Annotated in this window: 24 protein-coding genes and 1 tRNA gene; 11 read left to right on the forward strand and 14 right to left on the reverse strand. The window is 64.4% G+C overall.

Features of this window, described 5'->3' with window-relative positions:
• Positions 1 to 54 precede the first annotated feature (54 nt).
• From FEV51_RS05435 to FEV51_RS05445, 3 genes are all read left to right on the forward strand, one after another.
• Positions 55 to 1206, forward strand: coding sequence for a phosphoserine transaminase (locus FEV51_RS05435; RefSeq protein WP_138616743.1), 1152 nt, complete (start codon positions 55 to 57; stop codon positions 1204 to 1206).
• Positions 1207 to 1304: 98 nt separating this feature from the next.
• On the forward strand, positions 1305 to 2888 hold the full coding sequence (serA, locus tag FEV51_RS05440) for a phosphoglycerate dehydrogenase (protein WP_138616745.1): 1584 nt from the start codon (positions 1305 to 1307) through the stop codon (positions 2886 to 2888).
• 96 nt (positions 2889 to 2984) lie between these two features.
• Positions 2985 to 4097, forward strand: coding sequence for an ATP phosphoribosyltransferase regulatory subunit (locus tag FEV51_RS05445; protein ID WP_138616747.1), 1113 nt, complete (start codon positions 2985 to 2987; stop codon positions 4095 to 4097).
• Here FEV51_RS05445 and FEV51_RS05450 read toward each other — a convergent pair.
• The 3 genes from FEV51_RS05450 to FEV51_RS05460 are packed head-to-tail and all read right to left on the reverse strand — an operon-like array spanning position 4094 to position 6542.
• On the reverse strand, positions 4094 to 4705 hold the full coding sequence (locus tag FEV51_RS05450) for a glutathione S-transferase (RefSeq protein WP_138617252.1): 612 nt from the start codon (positions 4703 to 4705) through the stop codon (positions 4094 to 4096). The genes FEV51_RS05445 and FEV51_RS05450 overlap by 4 nt on opposite strands.
• Positions 4698 to 5696: an oxygen-dependent tRNA uridine(34) hydroxylase TrhO gene (trhO, locus tag FEV51_RS05455; protein ID WP_138616749.1), complete on the reverse strand. Its 999-nt coding sequence runs from the start codon at positions 5694 to 5696 to the stop codon at positions 4698 to 4700. Before trhO ends, FEV51_RS05450 begins: the two co-directional genes overlap by 8 nt.
• Positions 5697 to 5726: 30 nt before the next feature.
• Positions 5727 to 6542 carry an aldo/keto reductase gene (locus FEV51_RS05460; protein ID WP_138616751.1) on the reverse strand — a complete coding sequence of 272 codons (816 nt, stop codon included), beginning with the start codon at positions 6540 to 6542 and terminating at the stop codon, positions 5727 to 5729.
• Between the two features lie 170 nt (positions 6543 to 6712).
• On the opposite strand from FEV51_RS05460, the gene FEV51_RS05465 reads away from it, so the two are divergent.
• Together FEV51_RS05465 and FEV51_RS05470 are read left to right on the forward strand one after the other, a co-directional pair.
• Complete coding sequence (locus tag FEV51_RS05465; RefSeq protein ID WP_138616753.1) at positions 6713 to 8002, forward strand: adenylosuccinate synthase; 1290 nt, start codon at positions 6713 to 6715, stop codon at positions 8000 to 8002.
• A 28-nt stretch (positions 8003 to 8030) separates the two neighbouring features.
• Complete coding sequence (locus FEV51_RS05470) at positions 8031 to 8531, forward strand: L,D-transpeptidase family protein (protein ID WP_138616755.1); 501 nt, start codon at positions 8031 to 8033, stop codon at positions 8529 to 8531.
• On the opposite strand, the gene FEV51_RS05475 is transcribed toward FEV51_RS05470, so the two are convergent.
• Both FEV51_RS05475 and FEV51_RS05480 read right to left on the reverse strand, forming a co-directional pair.
• Positions 8528 to 8902, reverse strand: a complete 375-nt coding sequence (locus tag FEV51_RS05475) for a DUF6768 family protein (RefSeq protein ID WP_138616757.1) — start codon at positions 8900 to 8902, stop codon at positions 8528 to 8530. The two genes, FEV51_RS05470 and FEV51_RS05475, sit on opposite strands and share 4 nt — an antisense overlap.
• The gene (locus tag FEV51_RS05480; protein ID WP_138616759.1) at positions 8902 to 9462 is read right to left on the reverse strand and encodes an RNA polymerase sigma factor; all 561 of its coding nucleotides are present in this window, start codon (positions 9460 to 9462) and stop codon (positions 8902 to 8904) included. Before FEV51_RS05480 ends, FEV51_RS05475 begins: the two co-directional genes overlap by 1 nt.
• A gap of 123 nt (positions 9463 to 9585) precedes the next feature.
• Between FEV51_RS05480 and FEV51_RS05485 the strand changes: the two genes are divergently transcribed.
• Entirely contained in the window at positions 9586 to 10551 is a 966-nt protein-coding gene (locus FEV51_RS05485) for a helix-turn-helix domain-containing protein (RefSeq protein WP_138616761.1), read from the forward strand.
• Here FEV51_RS05485 and FEV51_RS05490 read toward each other — a convergent pair.
• The 4 genes from FEV51_RS05490 to argH form a co-directional block, all read right to left on the reverse strand.
• Positions 10509 to 11336, reverse strand: a complete 828-nt coding sequence (locus FEV51_RS05490) for a precorrin-2 dehydrogenase/sirohydrochlorin ferrochelatase family protein (RefSeq protein WP_246034476.1) — start codon at positions 11334 to 11336, stop codon at positions 10509 to 10511. The genes FEV51_RS05485 and FEV51_RS05490 overlap by 43 nt on opposite strands.
• Positions 11333 to 12595 carry a diaminopimelate decarboxylase gene (gene lysA / locus FEV51_RS05495; RefSeq protein WP_138616762.1) on the reverse strand — a complete coding sequence of 421 codons (1263 nt, stop codon included), beginning with the start codon at positions 12593 to 12595 and terminating at the stop codon, positions 11333 to 11335. The genes FEV51_RS05490 and lysA overlap by 4 nt, the downstream gene beginning before the upstream one ends.
• Before the next feature lie 75 nt (positions 12596 to 12670).
• The gene (locus FEV51_RS05500; RefSeq protein WP_138616764.1) at positions 12671 to 12907 is read right to left on the reverse strand and encodes a lipoprotein; all 237 of its coding nucleotides are present in this window, start codon (positions 12905 to 12907) and stop codon (positions 12671 to 12673) included.
• 2 nt (positions 12908 to 12909) lie between these two features.
• On the reverse strand, positions 12910 to 14301 hold the full coding sequence (argH, locus tag FEV51_RS05505; RefSeq protein ID WP_246034454.1) for an argininosuccinate lyase: 1392 nt from the start codon (positions 14299 to 14301) through the stop codon (positions 12910 to 12912).
• Between argH and FEV51_RS05510 the strand changes: the two genes are divergently transcribed.
• Together FEV51_RS05510 and FEV51_RS05515 are read left to right on the forward strand one after the other, a co-directional pair.
• Positions 14300 to 14878 (forward strand): TlpA family protein disulfide reductase, encoded by a 579-nt coding sequence (locus FEV51_RS05510; RefSeq protein ID WP_246034455.1) that lies wholly within the window; start codon positions 14300 to 14302, stop codon positions 14876 to 14878. The two genes, argH and FEV51_RS05510, sit on opposite strands and share 2 nt — an antisense overlap.
• Positions 14879 to 14901: 23 nt before the next feature.
• Positions 14902 to 15321, forward strand: coding sequence for a hypothetical protein (locus FEV51_RS05515; RefSeq protein ID WP_138616768.1), 420 nt, complete (start codon positions 14902 to 14904; stop codon positions 15319 to 15321).
• A gap of 7 nt (positions 15322 to 15328) precedes the next feature.
• Here the strand turns inward: FEV51_RS05515 and FEV51_RS05520 are convergent, their stop codons facing one another.
• The gene (locus FEV51_RS05520) at positions 15329 to 16612 is read right to left on the reverse strand and encodes an FAD-dependent oxidoreductase (RefSeq protein ID WP_138616771.1); all 1284 of its coding nucleotides are present in this window, start codon (positions 16610 to 16612) and stop codon (positions 15329 to 15331) included.
• A gap of 6 nt (positions 16613 to 16618) precedes the next feature.
• Positions 16619 to 16694, reverse strand: a tRNA-Val gene (locus tag FEV51_RS05525).
• Positions 16695 to 16784: 90 nt separating this feature from the next.
• Here FEV51_RS05525 and FEV51_RS05530 point away from each other — a divergent pair.
• On the forward strand, positions 16785 to 17762 hold the full coding sequence (locus tag FEV51_RS05530) for an asparaginase (protein ID WP_138616773.1): 978 nt from the start codon (positions 16785 to 16787) through the stop codon (positions 17760 to 17762).
• A gap of 12 nt (positions 17763 to 17774) precedes the next feature.
• On the opposite strand, the gene FEV51_RS05535 is transcribed toward FEV51_RS05530, so the two are convergent.
• From FEV51_RS05535 to fmt, 3 genes are read right to left on the reverse strand one after another with little or no spacing between them, the layout of a single operon-like run.
• Positions 17775 to 18887, reverse strand: coding sequence for a zinc-binding dehydrogenase (locus FEV51_RS05535; RefSeq protein WP_138616775.1), 1113 nt, complete (start codon positions 18885 to 18887; stop codon positions 17775 to 17777).
• A gap of 57 nt (positions 18888 to 18944) precedes the next feature.
• Entirely contained in the window at positions 18945 to 19694 is a 750-nt protein-coding gene (truA, locus tag FEV51_RS05540) for a tRNA pseudouridine(38-40) synthase TruA (RefSeq protein ID WP_138616777.1), read from the reverse strand.
• Entirely contained in the window at positions 19691 to 20596 is a 906-nt protein-coding gene (fmt, locus tag FEV51_RS05545) for a methionyl-tRNA formyltransferase (protein WP_138616779.1), read from the reverse strand. The genes truA and fmt overlap by 4 nt, the downstream gene beginning before the upstream one ends.
• A 52-nt stretch (positions 20597 to 20648) precedes the next feature.
• Between fmt and recR the strand changes: the two genes are divergently transcribed.
• Both recR and def read left to right on the forward strand, forming a co-directional pair.
• A complete protein-coding gene (gene recR, locus FEV51_RS05550; protein ID WP_138616781.1) occupies positions 20649 to 21245 on the forward strand; it encodes a recombination mediator RecR in 597 nt (198 codons plus the stop codon).
• A gap of 62 nt (positions 21246 to 21307) precedes the next feature.
• Entirely contained in the window at positions 21308 to 21874 is a 567-nt protein-coding gene (def, locus tag FEV51_RS05555) for a peptide deformylase (protein WP_138616783.1), read from the forward strand.
• The last annotated feature ends 29 nt before the right edge of the window (positions 21875 to 21903 follow it).

Consider the following 21903-nt stretch of genomic DNA (forward strand, 5'->3'; position numbering starts at 1 on the left):
CCGACGGGCCACGCGGTCCCAACGCCGCGCGAGCTCTCTGTAAGGAGAGAATACATGACCAATACCCCTGCGCTCAAGCCTGAGCGTCCTTTCTTTTCGTCCGGCCCCACCGCCAAATTCAAAGGCTGGTCGGCGAACAATCTCAAAACCGAAGCATTGGGCCGTTCGCATCGCTCTGCCGTTGGCAAGGCGCGGCTGAAATATGCCATCGATCTGACCAAAGAGCTGCTCGGCGTGCCCGATGATTATCTGGTCGGTATCATGCCCGGTTCGGACACTGGCGCGCTGGAATGCGCGATGTGGACCATGCTCGGTGCGCGCCCCGCGACGGTTGCGGCGTGGGAAAGCTTTGGCAATGTGTGGATTCAGGATGCGGTCAAGCAGCTCAAGCTGGCCGACCTGACCACGCTGGATGCCGATTATGGCAAGATCCCCAATCTGGCATCGATCCCGCAGGACAATGACGTTGTCTTTACGTGGAACGGCACCACCAGCGGTGCGAAAATTCCGAACACCGACTGGCTGGAACCGGGCCGCGCGGGCATTACGATCAATGACGCCACCAGCGCCGTTTTCGCAATGGAGATGGACTGGGCCAAGCTGGATGCCACCACTTTCAGCTGGCAGAAGGTCATGGGGTCCGAAGCGCAGCACGGGATGCTGATCCTCAGCCCCAAAGCGGTCGAGCGGATCGAAAGCTATGATCCCCAGTGGCCGCTGCCAAAGCTGTTCCGCATCAAGAAGGGCGACAAGCTGAACCGCGCGATCTTTGAAGGCGCGACCATCAACACGCCGTCCATGCTGGCCACCGAAGATTATATCGCGGCGCTGGAATGGGCCAAAAGCATTGGCGGCCGCCAGGCGATGTTCGAACGCGCCGATGCCAATGCCAGGATCGTCACCGACTGGATCGAGGCCACGCCGTGGCTGCGCAATATGGTGCCCGACCCTGCGCAGCGCACCAATACCGGCGTCTGCTTCGTGTTTCAGGGCGACTATTACGACAGCCTCTCGCCCGAAGATCAGGCCTATGTGCCCAAGCAGATCGCCAAGCAGCTGGAACAGCTTGATGTCGGTTACGACTTCAATGGCTATCGCGATGCGCCGCCTTCGCTGCGCATCTGGTGCGGCGGCACGGTCGAGCAGGAGGATCTGAGACGCCTGCTGCCGTGGATCGAATGGGCTTACACAGAGCTGCAGAAATAGCGTGTCATCCCGGCGCAAGCCGGGATCGCTCGCCGCACGCTCCAACCAAATTTCCTATAGCGATCCCGGATCAGGTCCGGGATGACGAAGGTATTATCATGACCAAACCAAAAGTTCTCATCTCCGACAAGATGGACCCCAATGCTGCGCGCATCTTTGAAGAGCGCGGCTGCGATGTCGATGTCATCACTGGCGAGACCCCCGAACAGCTGATCGCCCGGATCGGCGATTACGACGGGCTTGCCATCCGGTCCTCCACCAAGGTGACGGCTGCGATCCTGGATGCGGCCACCAATCTCAAGGTCGTTGGCCGCGCGGGTATCGGGGTCGACAATGTCGATATCTCCTATGCCAGCGGCAAGGGCGTGGTGGTGATGAACACCCCCTTCGGCAATTCGATCACCACCGCCGAACACGCCATTGCGATGATGTTCGCGCTGGCCCGTCAGATCCCGGAAGCCAACACCCGCACACAGCAGGGCGAGTGGCCCAAGAACGCCTTTATGGGCGTGGAAGTCACCGGTAAGACGCTGGGCCTGATCGGTGCGGGCAATATCGGTTCGATCGTGGCGGCACGGGCGCTGGGGCTGAAGATGAAAGTGGTGGCTTTCGACCCGTTCCTGACGCCGGACCGCGCGGTGGAGATCGGGGTTGAAAAGGTCACGCTGGACGAGTTGCTGGCGCGCGCGGATTTCATCACGCTGCACACTCCGCTGACCGACGAAACCCGCAATATCCTGTCGGCTGAAAATCTGGCAAAAGCCAAGCCGGGCGTACGGATCGTCAATTGCGCGCGCGGCGGGTTGATCGACGAGGCGGCGCTGGCCGAGCTGCTTGAAAGCGGCCACATCGCCGGTGCGGCCTTGGACGTGTTCGAAAGCGAGCCCGCCAAGGAAAGCCCGTTGTTCGGCAAGCCCAATTTCATCTGCACCCCGCATCTGGGCGCCTCCACCACCGAAGCGCAGGTCAATGTTGCCTTGCAGGTGGCCGAACAGATGGCCGATTATCTGGTCAATGGGGGTGTTAGCAATGCGCTCAATATGCCCAGCCTCAGCGCCGAAGAAGCGCCTAAGCTGCGCCCTTACATGAAGCTGGCGGAAAGCCTGGGCAGCCTGGTCGGGCAGCTGGCGCATGGCAATCTGACGCAGATCAGCATCGAACGCGAAGGGTCGGCGGCAGACCTCAATGGCAAGCCGATTACCGGCGCGGTGCTGGCGGGTCTGATGCGCCAATATTCGGACACGGTGAACATGGTCAACGCGCCCTATCTGGCCAAGGAGCGGGGGCTGGACGTCCGCGAAATCCGCCATGACCGTGAAGGCGTCTATCATACGCTGCTGCGCGTTACAGTGGGCACCGAGCAAGGTGACCGTTCGGTTGCAGGCACGCTGTTCGGCAGCGAGGCACCCCGGCTGGTCGAGATTTTCGGTGTCGGGATCGAGGCCGAGTTGGAGGGCAATATGCTCTATATCGTCAACGAGGACGCGCCGGGTTTTATTGGCCGGATTGGTACGTTGCTGGGTGAAAACGGCATCAATATCGGCACCTTCCACCTTGGCCGCCGCGATGCGGGCGGGGAGGCGGTGCTGCTGCTCAGTGTCGATATGCCGATCCCGGCAGATGTGGTCGCCAAGGCCAGCGCGCTGGAAGGCGTGAAGGTCGTGACGCCGCTCGCCTTTTGACGATTGGGGCAGCGCGGGCTTGACCCGGGACCGCTGACGGCACAGGCGCGTGCCCGAAAGCGGTCCCGGCGGCCGGTGCGATGAAGAGATGTGACGATGCCCAACCAAGATGATCTACTCCCCATCGGCCTCGAAGACGCGCTGCCGCAGCGCGCCGCCGCGATCACGCGAACCATGCGCGCGGTGCTGGATGCGATGGATGCGCATGGTTTCGACCGGGTGCGCCCCCCGCTGATCGAGTTCGAGCACTCGCTCGCTGGACGGATGGAGGGCGTGCACACGCGGCGCATGGCGCGCTTTACCGATCCCGAAAGCCTGCGCACGCTGGCCTTGCGCAGCGATATGACCCCGCAAATCGGGCGGATTGCCGCGACCAGCCTGTCTGCCGCCCCGCGCCCATTACGGCTGTGTTATGCAGGCGAAATTGCCGTGCTGCGCGCCGACCAGCTGGACCCCGCGCGCCAGCGCTTACAGATGGGGGCAGAGCTGATCGGCAGCGACAGCGTGGCCGCCGCAATCGAAATGGTGATGCTGGCCATCGACACGTTGAAGGCCGCCGGGATCGCTGATGTCTCGGTTGATTTCACGCTCCCCGATCTGGTCGATACGCTGGCGCAGCAGGCGTTGCCGCTGGACGCTGGGCAGCGCGATGCGGTGCGCCGCGAACTGGATATGAAGGACGCTGGCGAACTGGCCGAAGTGGGGGGGCAGGCCTATCTGCCGCTGCTCTATGCCACCGGGCCGTTTGACGACGCGATCGAAAAGCTCTCCGCCATTGATGCAGGCGGCGCGCTGGCGAGCCGGATCAGCGGGCTGCGCGCAATTGCTGCTGCTGTCGGTGACAGTGCCCGCGTCACGCTGGACCCCAGCGAGCGGCACGGCTTTGAATATCAGAGCTGGTTCGGTTTCACGCTCTATGCCGGCGGCGCGCGCGGCGTTGCGGGCCGCGGCGGCAGCTATGCGATCCGCGGCAGTGACGAGGCCGCGACCGGGTTTTCGCTCTATATGGACCCGCTGCTAGAGGCCCTGGGCACGGCGTCAGAAGCGCTTCGCCAGACGCTATTCCTGCCATTGGACCACGATCATGCAGCGGCATCGCGGCTGCGCGCGATCGGCTGGCGCACGGTGGCGGCCATTGGCGAGGGTGACGATGCGGTGGCGCTGGGCTGCACACACCGGCTCAGCGGATCGGAAACCATCGCGCTTTAGACGGCGCTGCGCCACTGGGGGTGTTTGACCATGATCCCGGTGAATAGCGCGGATGCTGTCATTTCCGCCAGCCAGCGCTGCACGCCGGATAGCGGCTGCGCGGCGAACCAGTCCCGGTCGGTATGCGCAAACTGGCGCACAAACGGCATGATCGCCGCATCCGCCAGCATCCGTCGCTCTCCGCACAGATAGGCGGATTTCGTCAGCCGCGCGTCTAGCTCACCAAGTATCGCCAGCCCGGCCGCGCGGTGCTCCTCTGACGCACCGGCATCGTCATAACGGCCCGCATATTTGTACCTGTCGAGATGGTGTTTGAACGCCCCGTCATTCGCCGTGATCAGCGCCGTGTCATCACCCTCCAGCCACCCCTCGGGGTCGCTGCGGGCCAAAGCCCAGCGCATGATATCGAAACTTTCTGCGATCACGCTGCCATCGGGGCGGACCAGCACCGGCACGGTTCCCTTGGGGGATGCAGCCAGCATTTCGGCGGGCTTGTCGCGCAGCACCACTTCACGGTGTTGGTATTTGCATCCGCTAATCGCCAGCGCCATCCGCGTGCGCATCGCATAGGGGCAGCGGCGGAAGCTGTAGAGCACCATGTCAGCCATCGCCGCGCTGACCCTGCTTGGCACCAATATGCTCCTCTCCCCGCTGCTGGGCCAACGCGGTCTGGCGCTGGCGTTCGGCATAGCGGGCACGTTGTTCGTCGGTGCGCTGGGCATGGCAATGCGGGCAGCTGACGCCGTCTTCAAACAGATCGGAGGCGCGGTCCGCCGCGTTCAACGGCATCCGGCAGGCGCGGCACAATGTGTGATCGCCCACCGCCAGCCCGTGGCCCACGCTCACCCTTTCGTCGAACACAAAGCATTCACCCTGCCAGCGGCTGTCCGCTGCGGGCACTTTCTCCAGATAGGACAGGATCCCGCCTTTAAGATGATAGACGTCCTCCAGCCCTTCGCTCTTGAGGAAAGCGGTGGATTTTTCGCAGCGGATGCCGCCGGTACAGAACATCGCGATGCGCGGGGTTTTGCCGCCTGCTTCGAAAGCCGCGCGGCGGGCGCGGAACCAGTTGGGAAATTCGCTGAAACTGTCGGTTTCGGGATCTATCGCCCCGGCGAAGCTGCCGATGCCGACTTCATAGGCATTGCGTGTGTCGATCACGACGGTATCGGGATCGTCGATCAGCGCGTTCCAATCCTCTGGCGCGACATAATGGCCCACGCCCTTGGCGGGATCGAGATCGGGCTGGCCCATCGTCACGATTTCGCGCTTCAGACGCACTTTCATGCGGTGGAACGGCATTTCGCCAGCGCGCGAAAACTTCACCTCCAGCGCCGCGCAACCGGGCAGCGCGCGGATTGAATCCAGCACCGCACCAATCGCGGCATCGGACCCGGCCAGCGTGCCATTGATGCCCTCGGACGCCAGCAACAAAGTGCCGCGCACGCCCGCATCATCGCAAGCGGCCTGCAATGCGGGTTTCAGCGCGGCAGGGTCGGCGAACCGGGTGAAGTGATATAGCGCAGCGATCAGTATGGGGGCGGTCTGGGTCAATGATGTCTTGCGGTTTGAGTGGGCAGGGCAGCGGGCCGATAGCATCCTATAGCCCGCGCTGCACCTGCGCATAGCTCAGTTAAAGTCGGCAGGGTCCGGCCCCATCCGTCCATCGGCGCTGTCCAGCGCGTCGATCGCGGCCATCTGATCGCCGGTCAGATCAAAATCCAGCGCCTGGAAATTTGCTGCCATGTGATCGCGGCTGGATGCCTTGGGAATGGCGCACAGGCCGTGCTGCATATGCCAGCGCAGGATCACTGCAGAGGCGGGCTGGCCGGTCGCCTCGGCAATCGTCTTCACCGCAGCATTGTCCATGCCGCCGCCCTGGCCCAGCGGGGACCAGCTTTGCGTCACAATCCCCAGCTCTTCATGCACCGCGCGCAATGCGCGTTGCTGAAATCCGGGATGCAGTTCGATCTGGTTGAGTGCAGGGACCACGCCGGTTTCGTCGATAACCCGCCGCAGATCCTCTTCGCGGAAGTTGGAGACCCCGATGGATTTGGCCTTGCCCTCTTCCCGCAGCCCAATCAGCGCGCGCCAGCTGTCGGTGAACAAGTCCTTTTCCGGACAGGGCCAGTGGATCAGCAGCATATCCACCGATTCGCGGCCCAGCCGCTCAAGACATTTGTCCGCCGCCTTTTTCGTCCGGTCGAACCCCTGGCTTTCATTCCAGATCTTGGTTTGCAGGAAGATGCCGCCCGCATCGCGCAGGCCTTCGCCCACGCCGCGCTCGTTCTGGTAAATCGCCGCAGTGTCGACCATCGGATAGCCGACCTCCACCGCCGTGCGCACGGCGTCTGCCGCTTTGTCTTCGTCAATCTGCCAGGTGCCAAAGCCCAGCTGGGGCAGCTGGCGGCCATCGTTCAGGGCGAGTGTGGGGGTATCGGTCATGAAATCTCCTGTGTTCACCAGCCCAACGGCGGCGGCGCGCAATCTTTCCGCAGCCATTTCCTACAGCCGCGCAAGCTGGCATGGAGGCGGCGAATAAGCACCGCGCGATGTTGCCCCGCTCACCGGCTTGCCCTAGGGCGCGGCGGGCTTTTTTTCGAAGGATAGCTAGCTTGGCAAATGTCACCGTAATCGGCGCCCAATGGGGCGATGAAGGCAAAGGCAAGATCGTCGACTGGCTGGCCAGCCGCGCCGATGCCGTCGTGCGTTTTCAGGGCGGGCACAATGCCGGTCACACGCTGGTGGTGGGCGATACCACCTACAAGCTGTCATTATTGCCCAGCGGCATCGTTACCGGCACACTGTCGATTATCGGCAATGGCGTGGTGCTGGACCCGTGGGCGCTGAAGGCGGAAATCGCCAAGCTGGAAGGGCAGGGCGTCACCATCAACCCTGACAATCTGGCAGTGGCTGACAATTGCCCGCTAATCCTGCCGATCCACCGCGATCTGGACGGCCTGCGCGAAACCGCAGCGGGCAGCGGCAAGATCGGCACCACCGGACGCGGCATCGGCCCGGCGTATGAAGATAAGGTTGGCCGCCGCGCGATCCGCGTGTGCGATCTGGCGCATCTGGACCATCTGGAACCGCAGCTCGACCGGTTGTGCGCGCATCACGATGCGCTGCGTGCCGGGTTTGAAGAACCGCCGGTGGACCGCGAGCGCTTGCTGCGCGATCTGCGCGAAATTGCGCCCTTCGTGCTGCAATATGCGCAGCCGGTGTGGAAACGCCTGAAGAAGGTCCGCAAGGCGGGCGCCAAGATTCTGTTCGAGGGCGCGCAGGGCGTGCTGCTCGATGTCGATCACGGCACCTATCCCTTCGTCACCAGCTCCAACACGGTCAGCGGCACTGCTGCATCGGGCAGCGGGCTTGGCCCCAATTCCACCGGCTTTGTGCTGGGTATCGTCAAGGCGTACACCACCCGCGTCGGCAGCGGTCCGTTCCCCACCGAACTGGACGATGAAAACGGTCAGCGGCTGGGCGAGCGCGGGCATGAATTCGGCACCGTCACCGGACGCCAGCGGCGGTGCGGCTGGTTCGATGCGGTGCTGGTCCGGCAAAGCTGCGCGATCAGCGGCGTGACCGGCATCGCGCTGACCAAGCTGGATGTGCTCGACGGGTTTGCGACAGTGAAAATCTGCACCGGTTACCGCCTGCACGGCAAGATCATGGATTATTTCCCCAGCCACTCCGCTGATCAGGCGGCGGTTGAGCCGATCTATGAAGAAATGGACGGCTGGCAGGAAACGACCGCCGGCGCGCGCAGCTGGGCCGATCTGCCCGCTCAGGCGATCAAATATATCCAGCGCGTGCAGGAATTGATCGAAACCCCCGTAGCGCTGATCTCGACCAGCCCCGAACGCGACGACACCATTCTGGTGCGCGATCCGTTCATGGATTGATAGGGCAGGAGCGGCTAGAGTGCCTGCCATGATGCGCGCTCTGTCCGCCCTGCTGCTGTTGCTCGCCGCCTGCGCCCAGCCTGTTCCGGCAGCGCGTGCGCAGGCAGAGCAGGTGGCCGATCTGGTAGTGATCGACAAGTCGGAGCGGACGCTGTGGGTCTATTCCGGCGACATCATCATCCGCACCTATCGCGGCCTGCAATTCGGTGACGCGCCTCAGGGGCACAAGCAATTTGAAGGCGATGAGCGCACGCCCGAAGGCCGCTATACCATCGATTACGGGAACGAGCAGAGCAGCTATTATCTCAGTCTGCACATCTCCTATCCCAATGCGCAGGACCGCGCCTTTGCCAAGGCGCGGGGCCGGTCACCGGGCGGGCTGATCTTCATCCATGGCCAGCCCAACGGCCTGCCCACCGGGCGCATTCCCGGCGACTGGACCGATGGCTGCATCGCGCTGACCAATGCCGAGATTACCGAGCTGTGGGGATTGGTCCCCGACGGCACGCCGATCTACATCCGCGCCTAGGCCTCCCCACCGGGACGCATGGCCAGCTGCAATTGCAGCCGCTTCACTTCGCGCAGAATGCTCAGCATGTTCATGCGGCTGAACATCCATTGCTTCAGGAAACCCTGCATGATCAGCAGCGCCAGCGTGACCGCCGCCCAGCGGATGATCGCTGCGGTGTCTGCCACGGTGAACACCTGCCAGGCCGAATAAACCAGCCCCAGCCCGATCACGAAGGACAGCACAAAGGCCATCTTCGCCCAGCCGCCCAGCGGCCCGGTCAGGCTGTCGCCGATCTGCCGGTATAATCCCCGGTCGCTTTCCAGGCTCGCCAGGAACGCCTGATCATCGGCGCCCAGACCCTCGCTGATCCGTGTGTCGAAATCGGTCATTATTCGTCTCCTTTCAGCGCCGCTTTCAATTTGCGGCGGGCATGGAACAGGCGCGTCTTGGCTGTGCCCAGCGGCACCTCCTGCACCTCGGCAATCTCGGCGAGAGTCAGCCCCTCGACGAAGAACAATTGGGCGGCCAGCCGCTGGTCAGCGGGCAGCGCAGCAAAGGCATTGCGCAGATCAATCGCTGCATCCGGCTCTGGCAACGCAGCGTGTTCGGTCTCCAGCGGTGCCTCGGTCCCGCGCCGGGTTTGTGCGCGGCGAATGGTATCGGCGCAGCGGCGGCGCAGGATCGCAAAGGCCCAGGGCGCAAACCGTGCCGGATCGCGCAGACTGCCGATGCCGCGCAGGATCGCCAGCCAGCTGTCCTGCACCGCGCTCACCGCAGATTCGTCCTCACCCAACAGCCTGCGCGCGGTGCGCAGCAACCGTGGCTGCCAGCGCCGCGCCAGCCGCTCGGCAGCGGCGCGGTCACCGGCCTGGAGCATGGTGACGAGCAGTTCGTCATACAGCTGGCCCGCGCCGGGCAGTGTGACCTGCTGTGTCCCCGCTTGCATCATGGCCCTATAGTCGCAGGCCGGACGTCAAAGGTTCAATCTTGGGAGCGAATATCTCCAAAATCTTGACATGATCCGTGTTTGTTCTCATCCTGTTCGAAACTTTCGGGCAAGGAGTGCGAATCGATGCAGGCGGATTTTGCTTATCAGGCGGCGCAGGATTCGGCCGGTTGCCAATTGGCGGTGACGATCATCGCCGACCGCGAGCTTATTCGCGCCCAATTGCATGATGATGCAGAGGCGGCCGGGTTCCGGGTGATCGAATGCTGCACTCTGGAGGACTATGCGCAGGCGGGAATTGCCTCACTGGGGGACTTGCTGCTGATCGACTGCGCACAGGTCGATGCGCAGGATATGGCGCAATTGTCGCGGCTGGATATCCGTGCGGGCAAGGCGGGCGCGCAGATGGTGGTGGCCACCAGCATGGCGGCGCTGGATGCGGTGTTTGGCTGCTTTGCACTGTCCGGCCCGCAAATTCTGGTCGATCCGGGCCGGGCCGAACGGGTGATCGCGATTGGCCGGGCGCTGGCGCATGTGCCCAATCTGCGGCTGCGCGAACTCGATGAGGAAGATCGGCTGATGTTGCTGCGCCTGACTGAGCAAGTCGGGCAGATTGCAATGCGGCTGGAACGGACATCGCCGGGCAAGAGTGCATCGGGCGGGGCGTTCCGGCTCGAATCCCCTGCACCGGCATGGCGCGGTCAGGGCGAGGAATATCTGGTCGAGGCCAAGGTGCGGGCAAGGCTGCCTGAACCCGCTTTGCTGCGGCGCATTCTCAAGGCGCGTCAGGCCCGCGCGCGGTTCTTCGATGGCGATCTTTTCGCCGATCCTGCGTGGGATATGCTGCTCGACCTTGCCGCCGCACGCGGGGAAGGGCTGCGCGTCAGCGTGACCTCTCTGTGTATTGCCGCCGGCGTGCCCGCGACCACAGCGCTGCGGTGGATCGGGCAGATGGTGGAGGCGGGGTTGCTGCTGCGTGTGCAGGACCCGGAAGACCGCCGCCGTGCCTTTATCGCGCTAGCGGACACCAGTGCCGCCGCGCTGGCGAATTACTTTGCAGAAGTGGGCACTGCCGAACTTGCGGCGGTGTGATCCGCGCGCCGCAGCACCACGGTGAGGCCGGTCTGCGGTTCCGGCTGCGCGCTCAGCAATTGCCGCACGGCATCGGCCCGCGCACGGATCAGGATCGCCTCGGCCACGCCGGGATCGTGCAGCACCCGGTCGGCCATGCCCAAGGCGCGCGCCTGCCGCAGGGTCAGGTCTTCGGGATCATCGCTGGTGAGCGTGAATTCCACTGTCTGTGCGGTGTCATCCACGGCTGCGCCTGAAAGCCAGTCCGTTACCCGCTCGCCGCTCGCCGGATCGAACGGATCAAGCGTGCCGCCCTGCGCCAGCGCGGTATCCAGCGCCCGCCGCCGCTCGTCACCGCCCGGAAAGCGCGCCCGCAATGCTGCGCGCGTTTCGTGCAATGCCGCCGCCAGTCGGCCCAGCGATTGCGGCAGGATCGCCTCCAGCCGCAGCCGGATATGTTTCGCCAGTCCTGCTGATGCTCCGCCCGTGCTGACCGCTACCAGCACCGGATTGCGGTCGAGAATGCTCGGCGTGGTAAAATCGCACAGCTCGGGCCGGTCCGCGACATTGACCAGCAGCCCGCGCCGTTTCAACCGCAGCGCCGCTGCTTCTGCCGCGCCTGTATCCTCCAGCGCCACAAAGGCCAGCCGCGCATGATGCGCTTCGGCCTCGCTGCACACAGCGCCGCCAGCCCGCCGGATCAGCCGCCGCTTGGCCACTGCCATATCGCCGTCGCCCACCACCACGACGCGGGTTCCGGCGATGCGGTGGAACAGCGGCAGGGAATGCATCGCGCCGCCGGTCATGCCAGCCACTCGGGCACGCGTTCGGCCCCCATGATCGCGTCAGCGGGGATCCGGTCCGCTACCACGGCAAACTGGTCGCCATCCACCAGCACTTCGGCCACAAAGCCGCGCGAATTGTAGGAGCTGGCCATAGTTGCGCCGTATGCTCCGGCGGTGCGGAACACCGCCAGATCGCCGGGGGCCAGCGTGTCGCACATTCGGTCCATCGCAAAGGTATCGCCGGTCTCGCAGATCGGCCCGACAATATGCGCCGGGGCCAGCTCCCCGCTGGGTTCCACCGCGTCGAAATCATGCCACGCACCATACAGCGCCGGGCGCGCCAGATCGTTCATCGCGGCATCGACAATCACGAAGGGCGGCCCGCCCGCGCTGCGTTTGGAGCGGATGACACGGGTCAGCAGCACACCTGCATTGCCCGCGATCACACGGCCCGGTTCGAATGTCAGCGCGACGTTCCAGTCCCGCGTCACCCGCGCCACCATCGCGCCATATTCCGCCGGAGTGGGCAGCACTTCGCCCGCTTTGTAGGGCACGCCAAGGCCGCCGCCGAGATCGGCATGGGTCACCGCGCAACCCCGCTTGCGCAACTGGCCGATCAGCGCGCCGACACGTCCGAAGGCATCCTCCAGCGGTTCAAGGCTGGCCAGCTGGCTGCCGATATGCACCGCAATTCCGCGCATTTCGAGGCCTGCTTCATCCGCCAGCGCGGCGTAGATATCCGCCGCCCTATCCAGCGGTACGCCAAACTTGTTCTCGCGTTTGCCGGTCGAAATCTTGTCATGCGTGCGCGCATCGACATCGGGATTGACGCGTAGCGCGCAGGCGGCGCGGTGGCCGTGACGCTGCGCCAGCAGGGACAGCTCGTAACCCTCTTCCTCGCTTTCGAGGTTGAACTGGCCAATCCCCGCCTCCAGCGCCTGCAGCAATTCGGCATGCGTTTTGCCGACACCCGAAAACACGATCTTGCCCGGCGCCATGCCCGCCGCCAGCGCGCGCGTCAGCTCGCCGCCTGAAACGACATCGGCGCCGAAGCCTTGTTTCTGGAGCACTTTGAGCACGGCCAGATTGGGATTGGCCTTCACCGCAAAGGCGATCTGCGGGTTGTCCAGCGCGGACAATGCCTCGCGGAACACTCGTGCGTGGCGTTCCAGCGTGGCGCGCGAATAGACGTAAACCGGCGTTCCGACCGCCTCGGCAATCGCTGGCAGCGGCACATCCTCGGCGTGCAATATGCCGCCGCGATAAGTGAAATGGTCCATGATCAGCGCCTTTGCAGACCCCGCAGTGCGCTGTCGAGCAAGCCTTGCTTGGCAGGCTGCAACCTGCCGCGAAGCCTATTCCGGCGGCAGGTCGAACGGATCGTCTTCGCGTTCCTCGGACCGGGTGCGCAATTCCACCGAGCGTTGCGGTGCGGCCTGCGGGTCAAGCGCAAGCAATTCGTCCGCGCTGGGCTGTACGGTGGAGCCATAGGGTGCGGGCGGCAGGCTGGCCCCGGCGGCCGGTGTCAGATCGGCTTTCTGCCCGCAGGCGGCCAGCGCCAGCAGTGCGATCAGGGAAACGGCTTTGCGCATGGTCACTCCAGTCCCAGCCGCTCCCGCGCGGCCTTCACCTGCTCGCATACCCGTTCCGGCGCGGTCCCGCCATAGGATGTGCGCGCGGCGACCGAAGCCTCCACCGACAGCGCGCCAAACACCCGCTCGTCGATCCGCGCATCAATGGCCTGCAAATCCGCCAGTGCCAACTGGTCCAGCGCCACTCCCCGCTCATCGGCCCGCTTCACCGCCGCGCCGGTAATATGATGCGCCTCGCGAAAAGGAATGTCGGCGGCGCGCACCAGCCAGTCGGCCAGATCGGTCGCGGTGGCGTGACCCTGTTCGGCCAATTGGCGCATCCGGGCCGTGTTGAAAGCACTGTCCGCGACCATGCCGGTCATCGCCGCCAGGCTCAGTTCCAGCAGGCCCGCCGCCTCGAAAACCGGCGGTTTGTCGTCCTGCATATCCTTGGAATAGGCCAGCGGCAGGCCCTTCATCGTCACCATCAGCGCTGTGACACAGCCGACAATCCGCCCTGCATGCCCGCGCACCAACTCGGCGGCGTCGGGATTGCGTTTTTGCGGCATGATCGAACTGCCGGTGGAAAGGCTGTCAGGCAATTTGATGAAGCCAAAGGGCTGGCTGGCCCACAGGATCATCTCCTCGGCCAACCGCGACAGATGCAACGCGCACTGGCTGGCGGCCATCAGATAATCGAGCGCGAAATCGCGGTCGGATACGGCGTCTAGGCTGTTGCGGGTCGGCTGCGCAAAGCCCAGTGCGGCAGCGGTCGCATCACGGTCCAGCACAAAGCCCGTCCCCGCCAATGCGGCGGAGCCTAGCGGGCACTGGTCCATCCGCGCGCGGGCATCGGCAAAGCGGCTTCGGTCGCGTTCAAACATCTCATAATAGGCCAGCAGATGGTGGCCCAGCGTCACCGGCTGTGCGATTTGCAGATGGGTGAAGCCAGGCATGATGCTGGCCGAATGCTCGCCAGCCCGCGTGACCAGCGCCGCCTGTAGGCGGGCGAGTGCGGCATCGCTTTCCTCGCACGCATGGCGCACCCACAGGCGGAAATCGGTGGCGACCTGGTCATTGCGGCTGCGCGCGGTGTGGAGGCGGCCCGCAACCGGCCCGATCAATTCGGTCAGCCGCGCCTCCACCGTCATGTGGATGTCTTCGAGGCTCCAGTCCTCGGGCACGCCGTCACGCGCATATTCCTCGGCAATGGCGGCCAGACCGGCATCGATGGTTTCAGCATCGGCGGCGCTGACGATATCCTGCGCGGCCAACATGGCAACATGCGCGCGGCTGCCGGCGATATCTTCCCGCCACAGCGCCTTGTCGAAGGGAATCGAAGCGTTGATTTCGCGCATGATCGCGCTAGGCCCTTCGGCGAACCTGCCGCCCCACATTGCGTTGGAACTGCCCATGTTTGTCCGCTTCTCGCTCACGCTCGTCCTGACCCTCGCCGCTGCTGTTGGCGGCTGCGATAGGGGCGCACCGGACGCCGCGCAAGAAACCACCGCTTCACCGGCCACAACCGCAGGCGGTACTATCGACACCGGCATGGCGGGTGAACTGATGCCTGCAGTGGCGCTGACCGATCCAACAGGGGCGCAGCTGAACACGGGCGCCTTGCAGGGCGGGCCGGTGCTGCTCAATCTGTGGGCCACATGGTGCGCGCCATGCGTGAAGGAAATGCCGCTGCTGGATGATCTGGCGGGCGAATATGGTGACCGGTTGCGGGTGCTGACGGTGAGCCAGGATATGGGCGGCGCAGACAAGGTTGCGGCATTTTTCGCGCAGCGGGACTTTGCCAGGCTGGAACCCTGGCTGGACCCCGACACCGAACTGCTGTTCGCATTGGGCAGCAGCGATTTGCCGACCACGGTGCTCTACGATGCGCAGGGCCGCGAGGTCTGGCGGGTTTCGGGCGACTATGACTGGGCGAGCGAGGAAGCGCGCGCCGCCATCGAAGAAGCGGTTGTTTCAGAAACCGATATTTAACCGAAAGACGGCACTAGCGCCGCATGAACTATGTCACTGGCAAAGCCATTTCGGGCGGCACCCCGCTTGACTCGGCAGAAATCGAATCGCTCGCAACCACGCATCTGAGCGCGCTGCGCGAGGCGATGCGGCGTCCTGAGGTCGAGAAATCCGGCGATGTCCTCGACCAGCGGCTGGGCGAGGAATTGCGGCTGGTCCAGCGGATGCTCGAAATGATCGAGGCCGATATGCGCCGCCGCGGCGACAAGATTGCGGCCGACGCTATCGAACAAAGCGAAGAGGCGATCGAGGATCTGGCGGATATCGTCGAGGCCGAGGATCGCTGCGATGCGATTGCCACAGCCGATGAAGACATGGCGCGGCGGATGACCCGGCGCTCGCTGGATGGCGGAGCAGTTCCCTGCGACAATCGCCGCCCAGTGCCCGCAGAACCAGACAAATAAGCCCGCGTCAGGTAACCTCCTGCTGTGCTGCTGCAAGCGCGGCATAATCCGGCGCGTCAAGCCCCAGCATTGCCAGCGGCCAGCCGAACAGGCCGCTCATCAATTGCGCCTGTATCCGTGCCACCGGGGCGAACCCTGAGAGCGGGGCCAGCACACGGTCGCGCAGGGCTGGTAGCAGCGTGCTGTCGGACTGGAACAGCGGTGTGAAAGCCGCCGTGACTGCCTGATACAGCGCCACATGTCCGCGCCGCGTAGCGCAGACATAGCGCAATGCTTCGGTGACCGACCGCCCTTCCGACAGCCTCTGCGCCAGCGCCCAGGCATCCAGCAGTGCCATATTTGCACCCTGGCCCAGCTGCGGGCTTGCCGAATGCCACGCATCGCCAATGCGGATGAATTTGTCGCCATGCGACCGGCGCGCGGTGCGGTGGGCGTAGCGGGCAAAGGTCAACTGATCGCGGGTGTGGATACGGTCCAGCAGGAAAGCGATTTGAGGCCATAGCGCGCGCACTTCGGCTTTCCAGTCGTCCAGCGGTGTCGCCAGCCAGCGGGCATGGTCTGCGCCCTTGAGCGACCAGAAAAACGCCACTTCTTGCGGCTGACCCGGCCCCCGCGTGCCGATGGGCAGCACTCCGACCATTTGCGATGCCCGGCGGTATCTTTGTTCCAGCAGATTGCGCGCATGCGAATCATCCGGCGCCACCGGCAGGCTGGCCCACAGCGCGCCGAAGGGCAGCACGCTAGCGCCTGCACTATCAGCGCCGCCATCACCCAGAGGCGTGTTCCACCCGGTCGCATCCACCAGCAAATCCATGGGCCGCGAGCGCGCGCCATCGGCAAAGATCAGCTGACGGCCACCAGCGGCCAGCGCGCTGCCGGTAATCTCATGCGCGGTCTGGATCTCGATCCCTGCGCCCAGCGCTGCCTGATACAACACATCGAACAGGCTGGCGCGGTGGATTCCGATGCCGAATGCGCCGGGCAGGCCAAGCCGGGAATAAGGGGCATCCAGCGCTGTGCGGCCATGCTCCTCCAGCCCCTTTAGCGCATCGATTCGCGCGCCGCGCATTGCCACCGCCTCGGCCAGACCCAGCTTCGCCAGCACCGCCATGCCGGTGGGCTGGAGCATCAGGCCGGAGCCAAGCGGGCGCGGTTCATCGAAGCGTTCGAACAGCGTGACCCGGTGCCCGCCGCGATGCAGCAGTAAAGCCGCCGCCAGCCCTGCCGGACCGCATCCGGCAATCGCAATGTCGAGACTGTCAGCTGGGGAAATTCTGAAATCCTCCAACATCAGGGATGGTGGGCGCTGACGGGCTCGAACCGCCGACCCTCTCGGTGTAAACGAGATGCTCTACCAACTGAGCTAAGCGCCCCCATGAACTGCGTGGGGTGGCGCGCTTCTACCGTGCTATTCTGCAAAATCAATTGCCGATAACACTCGGCCCCGGCTAGGCGCGCAAATTATGACTGCAAAGCTGATCGTTTTGGCCACAGGTGGCACAATTGCGGGGATTGCCGGGTCGGCGCTGCGCAATGATTATCAGGCGGGTGCGATCGATATCGATTCGTATCTGGAACAGGTCGGCGGACTGGGGCTGGATGCGAAGTTTGCCGGCCAGCAGATTGCCAATATCGATTCGGCGGATATCGGCCCGGCAGAATGGAACGCGCTGCACGCGGCCACGCTGGCGGCGATTGCCGATGACAGCTGCCAGGGCGTGATCGTGACCCATGGAACCGATACGCTGGAGGAAACCGCTTTCCTGCTCGATCAGACGCTCCCCTGCGCAAAGCCGGTCGTGGTGGTCGGGGCGATGCGGCCTGCCGATGCGGTGGGTTACGATGGCTTGCGCAATTTCGCCAATGCGGTGCGCGTGGCCAGCGATGGCGAGGCCTCCGGGCGCGGTGTGCTGGTGGTGATGGGTGACCGCGTGTTTGCCGCGCGCGACGTGCGCAAGGTACGCACGCGCGGGACCGATGCGTTTCGCGGCTTTCCGCGGGGTTCGATCGCAATGGTTACGCCATCATCGCTCGAATGGTTCGGCGCGCCGTGGCGGGTTGGCGAGGCGGCGCGCTGCGGCTGGCATGACACGCTGCCCGAAGTGCCCATTGTCTATGTCCATGCCGGGTTGCGGGCCGGTGAATTGCTGCGGCAGATCGGGGACACTGCGCGCGGGATCGTGCTGGCGGGTGTGGGGGAGGGCAATATGCCTGAAAGCGTCCGCGCCGAACTGGTGCGGCTGCGCACAGCTGGCCTGCCGGTGGTGCGCGCCAGCCGGACGGGTGAAGGTCTGGTCGACCGCGAGCCTGAGGACGATGCCAATGGCTTTGTCGCGGCGCGGGCGCTCAACCCGCAAAAGGCGCGTATCCTTCTGCAGCTGCTGATCGCCGATGGAATTGATGATCCATCGGCGATCCAGACAGCTTTCGACGGGCGTTGATCAGTCCGCCGGTCAGGCGTGCGGCGTAACCAGATATTTCTCGCCGGTTTTCATCGCGCGATATTCCAGCGCGGCTTCCTTGGTCAGCATTTCGGCCAGCCCTACCTTGCGCTTGTACTTGCTCGCAAAGGTCGTGGTCAGGCCCGCCAGCACGCGCTGGCGCATCCGGCCCATCGTTTCCATCCCGGCGCCTTGCAGGAAGGGGAACAGCAGCCAGCCGGTCAGCGTGAAGCCAAAGCCATAGCTGGGCGTCAGGATGGTCGGGCCGAGGTCGAGACGGCCATAGATGTGCATCTTCTTCGCCTGGTTCGAACCATAGCGACTGAATTCGGTCATCTTGCCAACCGCGACCTGCTCCATCGCCTTGAAACAGTAATCGACCATCTGCCCGCCGCCAATCGGATCAAATCCGTAATAGGCGTCGGTGGTGTCGATAGCGGTGCGCAGCTGCGCCATGAAGTCGTCTTCGGCTGAATTGACGACATATTCGGCGCCCTGGCCCTTGAGGAGATCGACCTGCGCTTCGCTGCGCACAATATTGACCAGCGCGATGCCGTCTTCCTGACAAATGCGGTTGAGCATTTGGCCCAGATTGGATGCGGCTGCCGAATGGACGATGGCCTTCTGCCCATCCATCTTCGCGTTTTCGACAAACCCCAGCGCGGTCATCGGATTGACGAAACCCGACGCGCCATCTTCGGATGAAAGATCGCCCAGCGGCAAGCACATGGGCGCATCGGCGAGGCAATATTGCGAAAACGCATTGCCCGGTACGCAGGCGACGCGCTGGCCCATCAGCGCCTTGGCCATGTCGCTATCACCTGTGGCGATAACGGTGCCCGCGCCTTCATTGCCAACCGGCATCCGCTGGCCGTGGCGGCCCTTGGAGCCGGTGTTGAAGGGCTCAGGCATTTTCGCCACGACCTTGCCGGGCGAGAAATCGGCGTTTTCCAGATCGGCGGGGCCGAACAACAGCGCCAGATCGCTGGGATTGATCGGCGCGGCTTCCATTTTGACCAGCACCTGATTGCCGGTGGGCGCGGGAAAAGTCGCGTCGGCCAGTTCCACAGTCAGCGTGCCGTCGGCGGCCAGCGTGGTGAAAATCTGTTGTCCGGTGGTGCTCATGAAACTGCTCCTCTCGAGTGATGTTGCCCCCTCGCTACGCCTGCATTCACAGGCTGGCTAGGGTGACGTAGGGTAAAGTGCCTCGACAAAATAAAGGCCCTGCGGCGGAGCGTTCAGGCCCAGCGCCTGACGGTCGCGTGCGGCCAGCGCCTCGGCAATCTGCTCCTCGCGCCAGCGGCCCATGCCGACCAGCGCAAGGCAGCCCACCATGCTGCGCACCTGATGATGCAGGAAACTGCGCGCGGCGGCATGGATGCGGATTTCATCGCCTTCGCGTTCGACATCCAGCCGGTCCAGCGTCTTGACCGGATCGGCGGACTGGCAATGCGCGGAACGGTAGGTGGTGAAGTCATGCCGCCCGACCAGTGACTGAGCGGCGCGGTGCATCGCGGTGTGATCCAGCTCCGGCGTGACTTGCCACACCCGGTTGCGGTCCAGCGTCATCGGGGGCCGCCGGTTGGCGATGCGATAAACATAACGCCGCCCGGTGCAGGAAAACCGCGCGTGCCAGTCATCGGGCACATTCTGACACGCGATGATGGCGACAGGGTCAGGGCGGAGCAGTGCATTGAGCGCCTCCATCAGACGGAACGGGGTGATGTCCTTCGCGATATCCATATGGCTGCGCATCGCCAGCGCGTGGACGCCTGCATCGGTGCGCCCCGCGCTGTGCAGCGTGGCATCTTCGCCCGTCACGCGGCGCGCGGCGGCTTCGACCGATTGCTGGACACTGGGGCCGTGCTTCTGGCGTTGCAGCCCGAAAAACGGCGTGCCGTCGAATTCCAGAGTGAGCGCGAACCGGGTCACCGCACCTGCGTTCCCGGCTTGACCGCCTTGCCGCGCAGAAATGCCGCGCGCTCCATCGCCGGTCTGCCCGCGCGCTGGAGCATCAGCGGGCGCAGCGCGCCATCACCGCAGGCAATTGTCAGCGCGTCGTCCAACACGGTCCCGGCATCGCCGCCGCCTTCGGCAAGTTCGGCGCTGAGCAGCTTGACCCGCTCGCCATCCAGTTCGAACCACGCACCGGGGAAGGGGGCCATCGCCCGCACCTGTCGCTCGATTTGCTGGGCACTTTGCGACCAGTCGATCCGCGCCTCCGCCTTGTCGATCTTGGCGGCATAGGTGGCCTCGGCATCGTCCTGCGCCACGGCGTGCAGCAACCCCAGATCGGTCAGCGTGCCAACCATCAGCTGCGCGCCCAGCTCCGCCAGTTCCGTGGTCAGAACGCCTGTAGTCTTGTCTTCGATGGGGGTGCGGGCGGTGGCCAGCATGGGTCCGGTGTCCAATCCCGCTTCCATCTGCATGATTGTCACGCCGGTTGTCGGATCGCCCGCCATCACCGCGCGGTGGATCGGTGCCGCCCCGCGCCAGCGCGGCAGGATCGAGGCATGGACGTTGAGACAGCCATGTCTGGGGGCCTCCAGCACCGGGCGCGGCAGGATCAGTCCATAGGCCGCCACCACCGCCACATCCGCTTCAAGCGCAGCGAAGCGCGCCTGTTCCTCTGCCGATTTCAGGCTGACCGGGATGCGCACCTCCAGATGGCGAATCTCGGCCTCGCGCTGCACGGCGCTGGGCTGCAATTTCTTGCCCCGGCCCGCCGGGCGCGGCGGCTGGGTGTAAACGGCCAGAATTTCGTGCGCCGCATCGTGCAGGGCGGCGAGGGTGGGGACCGCGAAATCGGGCGTTCCCATGAAGATTATGCGCATGGCGGTGGCTGTGCCCTTTCGTGTTCGCGCCGTCGCCCCTATCTGTCGGCCCATGGCATCGCAAGAGATCGAAACGCTCGCCTCCACGCTCGCACGCCTGCCCGGCCTTGGTCCGCGCTCGGCCCGCCGCGCTGTGTTGTGGCTGGTCAAGCGGCGCGAAACCGCGCTGCCCGAACTGCTGGAGGCGCTGTCCAGTGTGGGCGAGGCGCTGGTGGAATGCCAGACCTGCGGCAATGTCGACACCCGCGATCCCTGCGCGATTTGCGCCGATCCGCGCCGCGATCAGCGCAGCCTGTGTGTGGTGGAAGATGTCGCCGATCTGTGGGCGCTCGACAAATCGCGGCTGTTCGGCGGGCGCTATCACGTGCTGGGCGGCCGGCTGTCCGCGCTCGACGGGGTGCGGCCCGAAGACCTCAATATCGCTGACCTGCTGGCGCGAGTGGAGGCGGGCGGTTTTGACGAGATCGTTCTGGCAATGAACGCTACGCTGGAGGGCCAGACCACCGCGCATTATCTGGCGGAGCGGATGGAGGCGTTGCCGCTACGGATTACGCAGCTGGCGCATGGCCTGCCGGTGGGCGGAGAGCTGGACTATCTGGACGAAGGCACACTGGCACAGGCCCTGCGCGCGCGCCGTCCAATGTCCTGACCGCGCTGCGAAACATTCGCGGCGGCTTGTGAATCGGCAAAACGCACACTAAATCACCGCGCATGGCTATACGTGAAATTCTCGAAGTGCCGGATCCCCGGCTCAAAACCGTGTCGCAGCCCGTCACCGTCTTCGATGACGAGCTCAAGACGCTGGTCGAGGATATGTTCGAAACCATGTACGCCGCGCCCGGCATCGGGCTGGCCGCGATCCAGGTCGGCGTGCCGAGCCGCGTTCTGGTCATGGACCTCCAGCCTGAAGATGAAGATGCCGAGCCCGAGGCGTGCAGCCATGACGGGCACGCACACACGCATCAGCCGGTCAAGCGCGAACCGCGCATCTTCATCAATCCGGAAATCCTCGACCCGGCAGAGGAACTGGCGACCTATCAGGAAGGCTGCCTGTCGGTCCCCGAGATATACGCCGATGTCGACCGCCCCGCCACCTGCCGCGTCCGCTGGCAGGATTTGTCGGGCACAGTGCACGAAGAACAGATGGACGGGTTGATGGCGACCTGCATCCAGCACGAGATGGACCATCTCGAAGGGGTGCTGTTCATCGACCACCTCAGCCGGTTGAAACGCAATATGGCGCTGAAGAAGCTCAAGAAAATGCGCGAATACGCCTGACCAGAACCGTCATTCCGGCGCAGGCCGGT

This window comes from Qipengyuania marisflavi, assembly GCF_005884405.1.
GTDB lineage: Bacteria > Pseudomonadota > Alphaproteobacteria > Sphingomonadales > Sphingomonadaceae > Qipengyuania > Qipengyuania marisflavi.

Coding starts and splice junctions, on each gene's coding strand:
- FEV51_RS05435 (WP_138616743.1), top strand. CDS start 55: ATGACCAATACCCCTGCGCTCAAGCCTGAGCGTCCTTTCTTTTCGTCC.
- serA (WP_138616745.1), top strand. CDS start 1,305: ATGACCAAACCAAAAGTTCTCATCTCCGACAAGATGGACCCCAATGCT.
- FEV51_RS05445 (WP_138616747.1), top strand. CDS start 2,985: ATGCCCAACCAAGATGATCTACTCCCCATCGGCCTCGAAGACGCGCTG.
- FEV51_RS05450 (WP_138617252.1), bottom strand. CDS start 4,705: ATGGCTGACATGGTGCTCTACAGCTTCCGCCGCTGCCCCTATGCGATG.
- trhO (WP_138616749.1), bottom strand. CDS start 5,696: ATGCTATCGGCCCGCTGCCCTGCCCACTCAAACCGCAAGACATCATTG.
- FEV51_RS05460 (WP_138616751.1), bottom strand. CDS start 6,542: ATGACCGATACCCCCACACTCGCCCTGAACGATGGCCGCCAGCTGCCC.
- FEV51_RS05470 (WP_138616755.1), top strand. CDS start 8,031: ATGATGCGCGCTCTGTCCGCCCTGCTGCTGTTGCTCGCCGCCTGCGCC.
- FEV51_RS05475 (WP_138616757.1), bottom strand. CDS start 8,902: ATGACCGATTTCGACACACGGATCAGCGAGGGTCTGGGCGCCGATGAT.
- FEV51_RS05480 (WP_138616759.1), bottom strand. CDS start 9,462: ATGATGCAAGCGGGGACACAGCAGGTCACACTGCCCGGCGCGGGCCAG.
- FEV51_RS05485 (WP_138616761.1), top strand. CDS start 9,586: ATGCAGGCGGATTTTGCTTATCAGGCGGCGCAGGATTCGGCCGGTTGC.
- FEV51_RS05490 (WP_246034476.1), bottom strand. CDS start 11,336: ATGACCGGCGGCGCGATGCATTCCCTGCCGCTGTTCCACCGCATCGCC.
- lysA (WP_138616762.1), bottom strand. CDS start 12,595: ATGGACCATTTCACTTATCGCGGCGGCATATTGCACGCCGAGGATGTG.
- FEV51_RS05500 (WP_138616764.1), bottom strand. CDS start 12,907: ATGCGCAAAGCCGTTTCCCTGATCGCACTGCTGGCGCTGGCCGCCTGC.
- FEV51_RS05510 (WP_246034455.1), top strand. CDS start 14,300: ATGTTTGTCCGCTTCTCGCTCACGCTCGTCCTGACCCTCGCCGCTGCT.
- argH (WP_246034454.1), bottom strand. CDS start 14,301: ATGGGCAGTTCCAACGCAATGTGGGGCGGCAGGTTCGCCGAAGGGCCT.
- FEV51_RS05515 (WP_138616768.1), top strand. CDS start 14,902: ATGAACTATGTCACTGGCAAAGCCATTTCGGGCGGCACCCCGCTTGAC.
- FEV51_RS05520 (WP_138616771.1), bottom strand. CDS start 16,612: ATGTTGGAGGATTTCAGAATTTCCCCAGCTGACAGTCTCGACATTGCG.
- FEV51_RS05530 (WP_138616773.1), top strand. CDS start 16,785: ATGACTGCAAAGCTGATCGTTTTGGCCACAGGTGGCACAATTGCGGGG.
- FEV51_RS05535 (WP_138616775.1), bottom strand. CDS start 18,887: ATGAGCACCACCGGACAACAGATTTTCACCACGCTGGCCGCCGACGGC.
- fmt (WP_138616779.1), bottom strand. CDS start 20,596: ATGCGCATAATCTTCATGGGAACGCCCGATTTCGCGGTCCCCACCCTC.
- recR (WP_138616781.1), top strand. CDS start 20,649: ATGGCATCGCAAGAGATCGAAACGCTCGCCTCCACGCTCGCACGCCTG.
- def (WP_138616783.1), top strand. CDS start 21,308: ATGGCTATACGTGAAATTCTCGAAGTGCCGGATCCCCGGCTCAAAACC.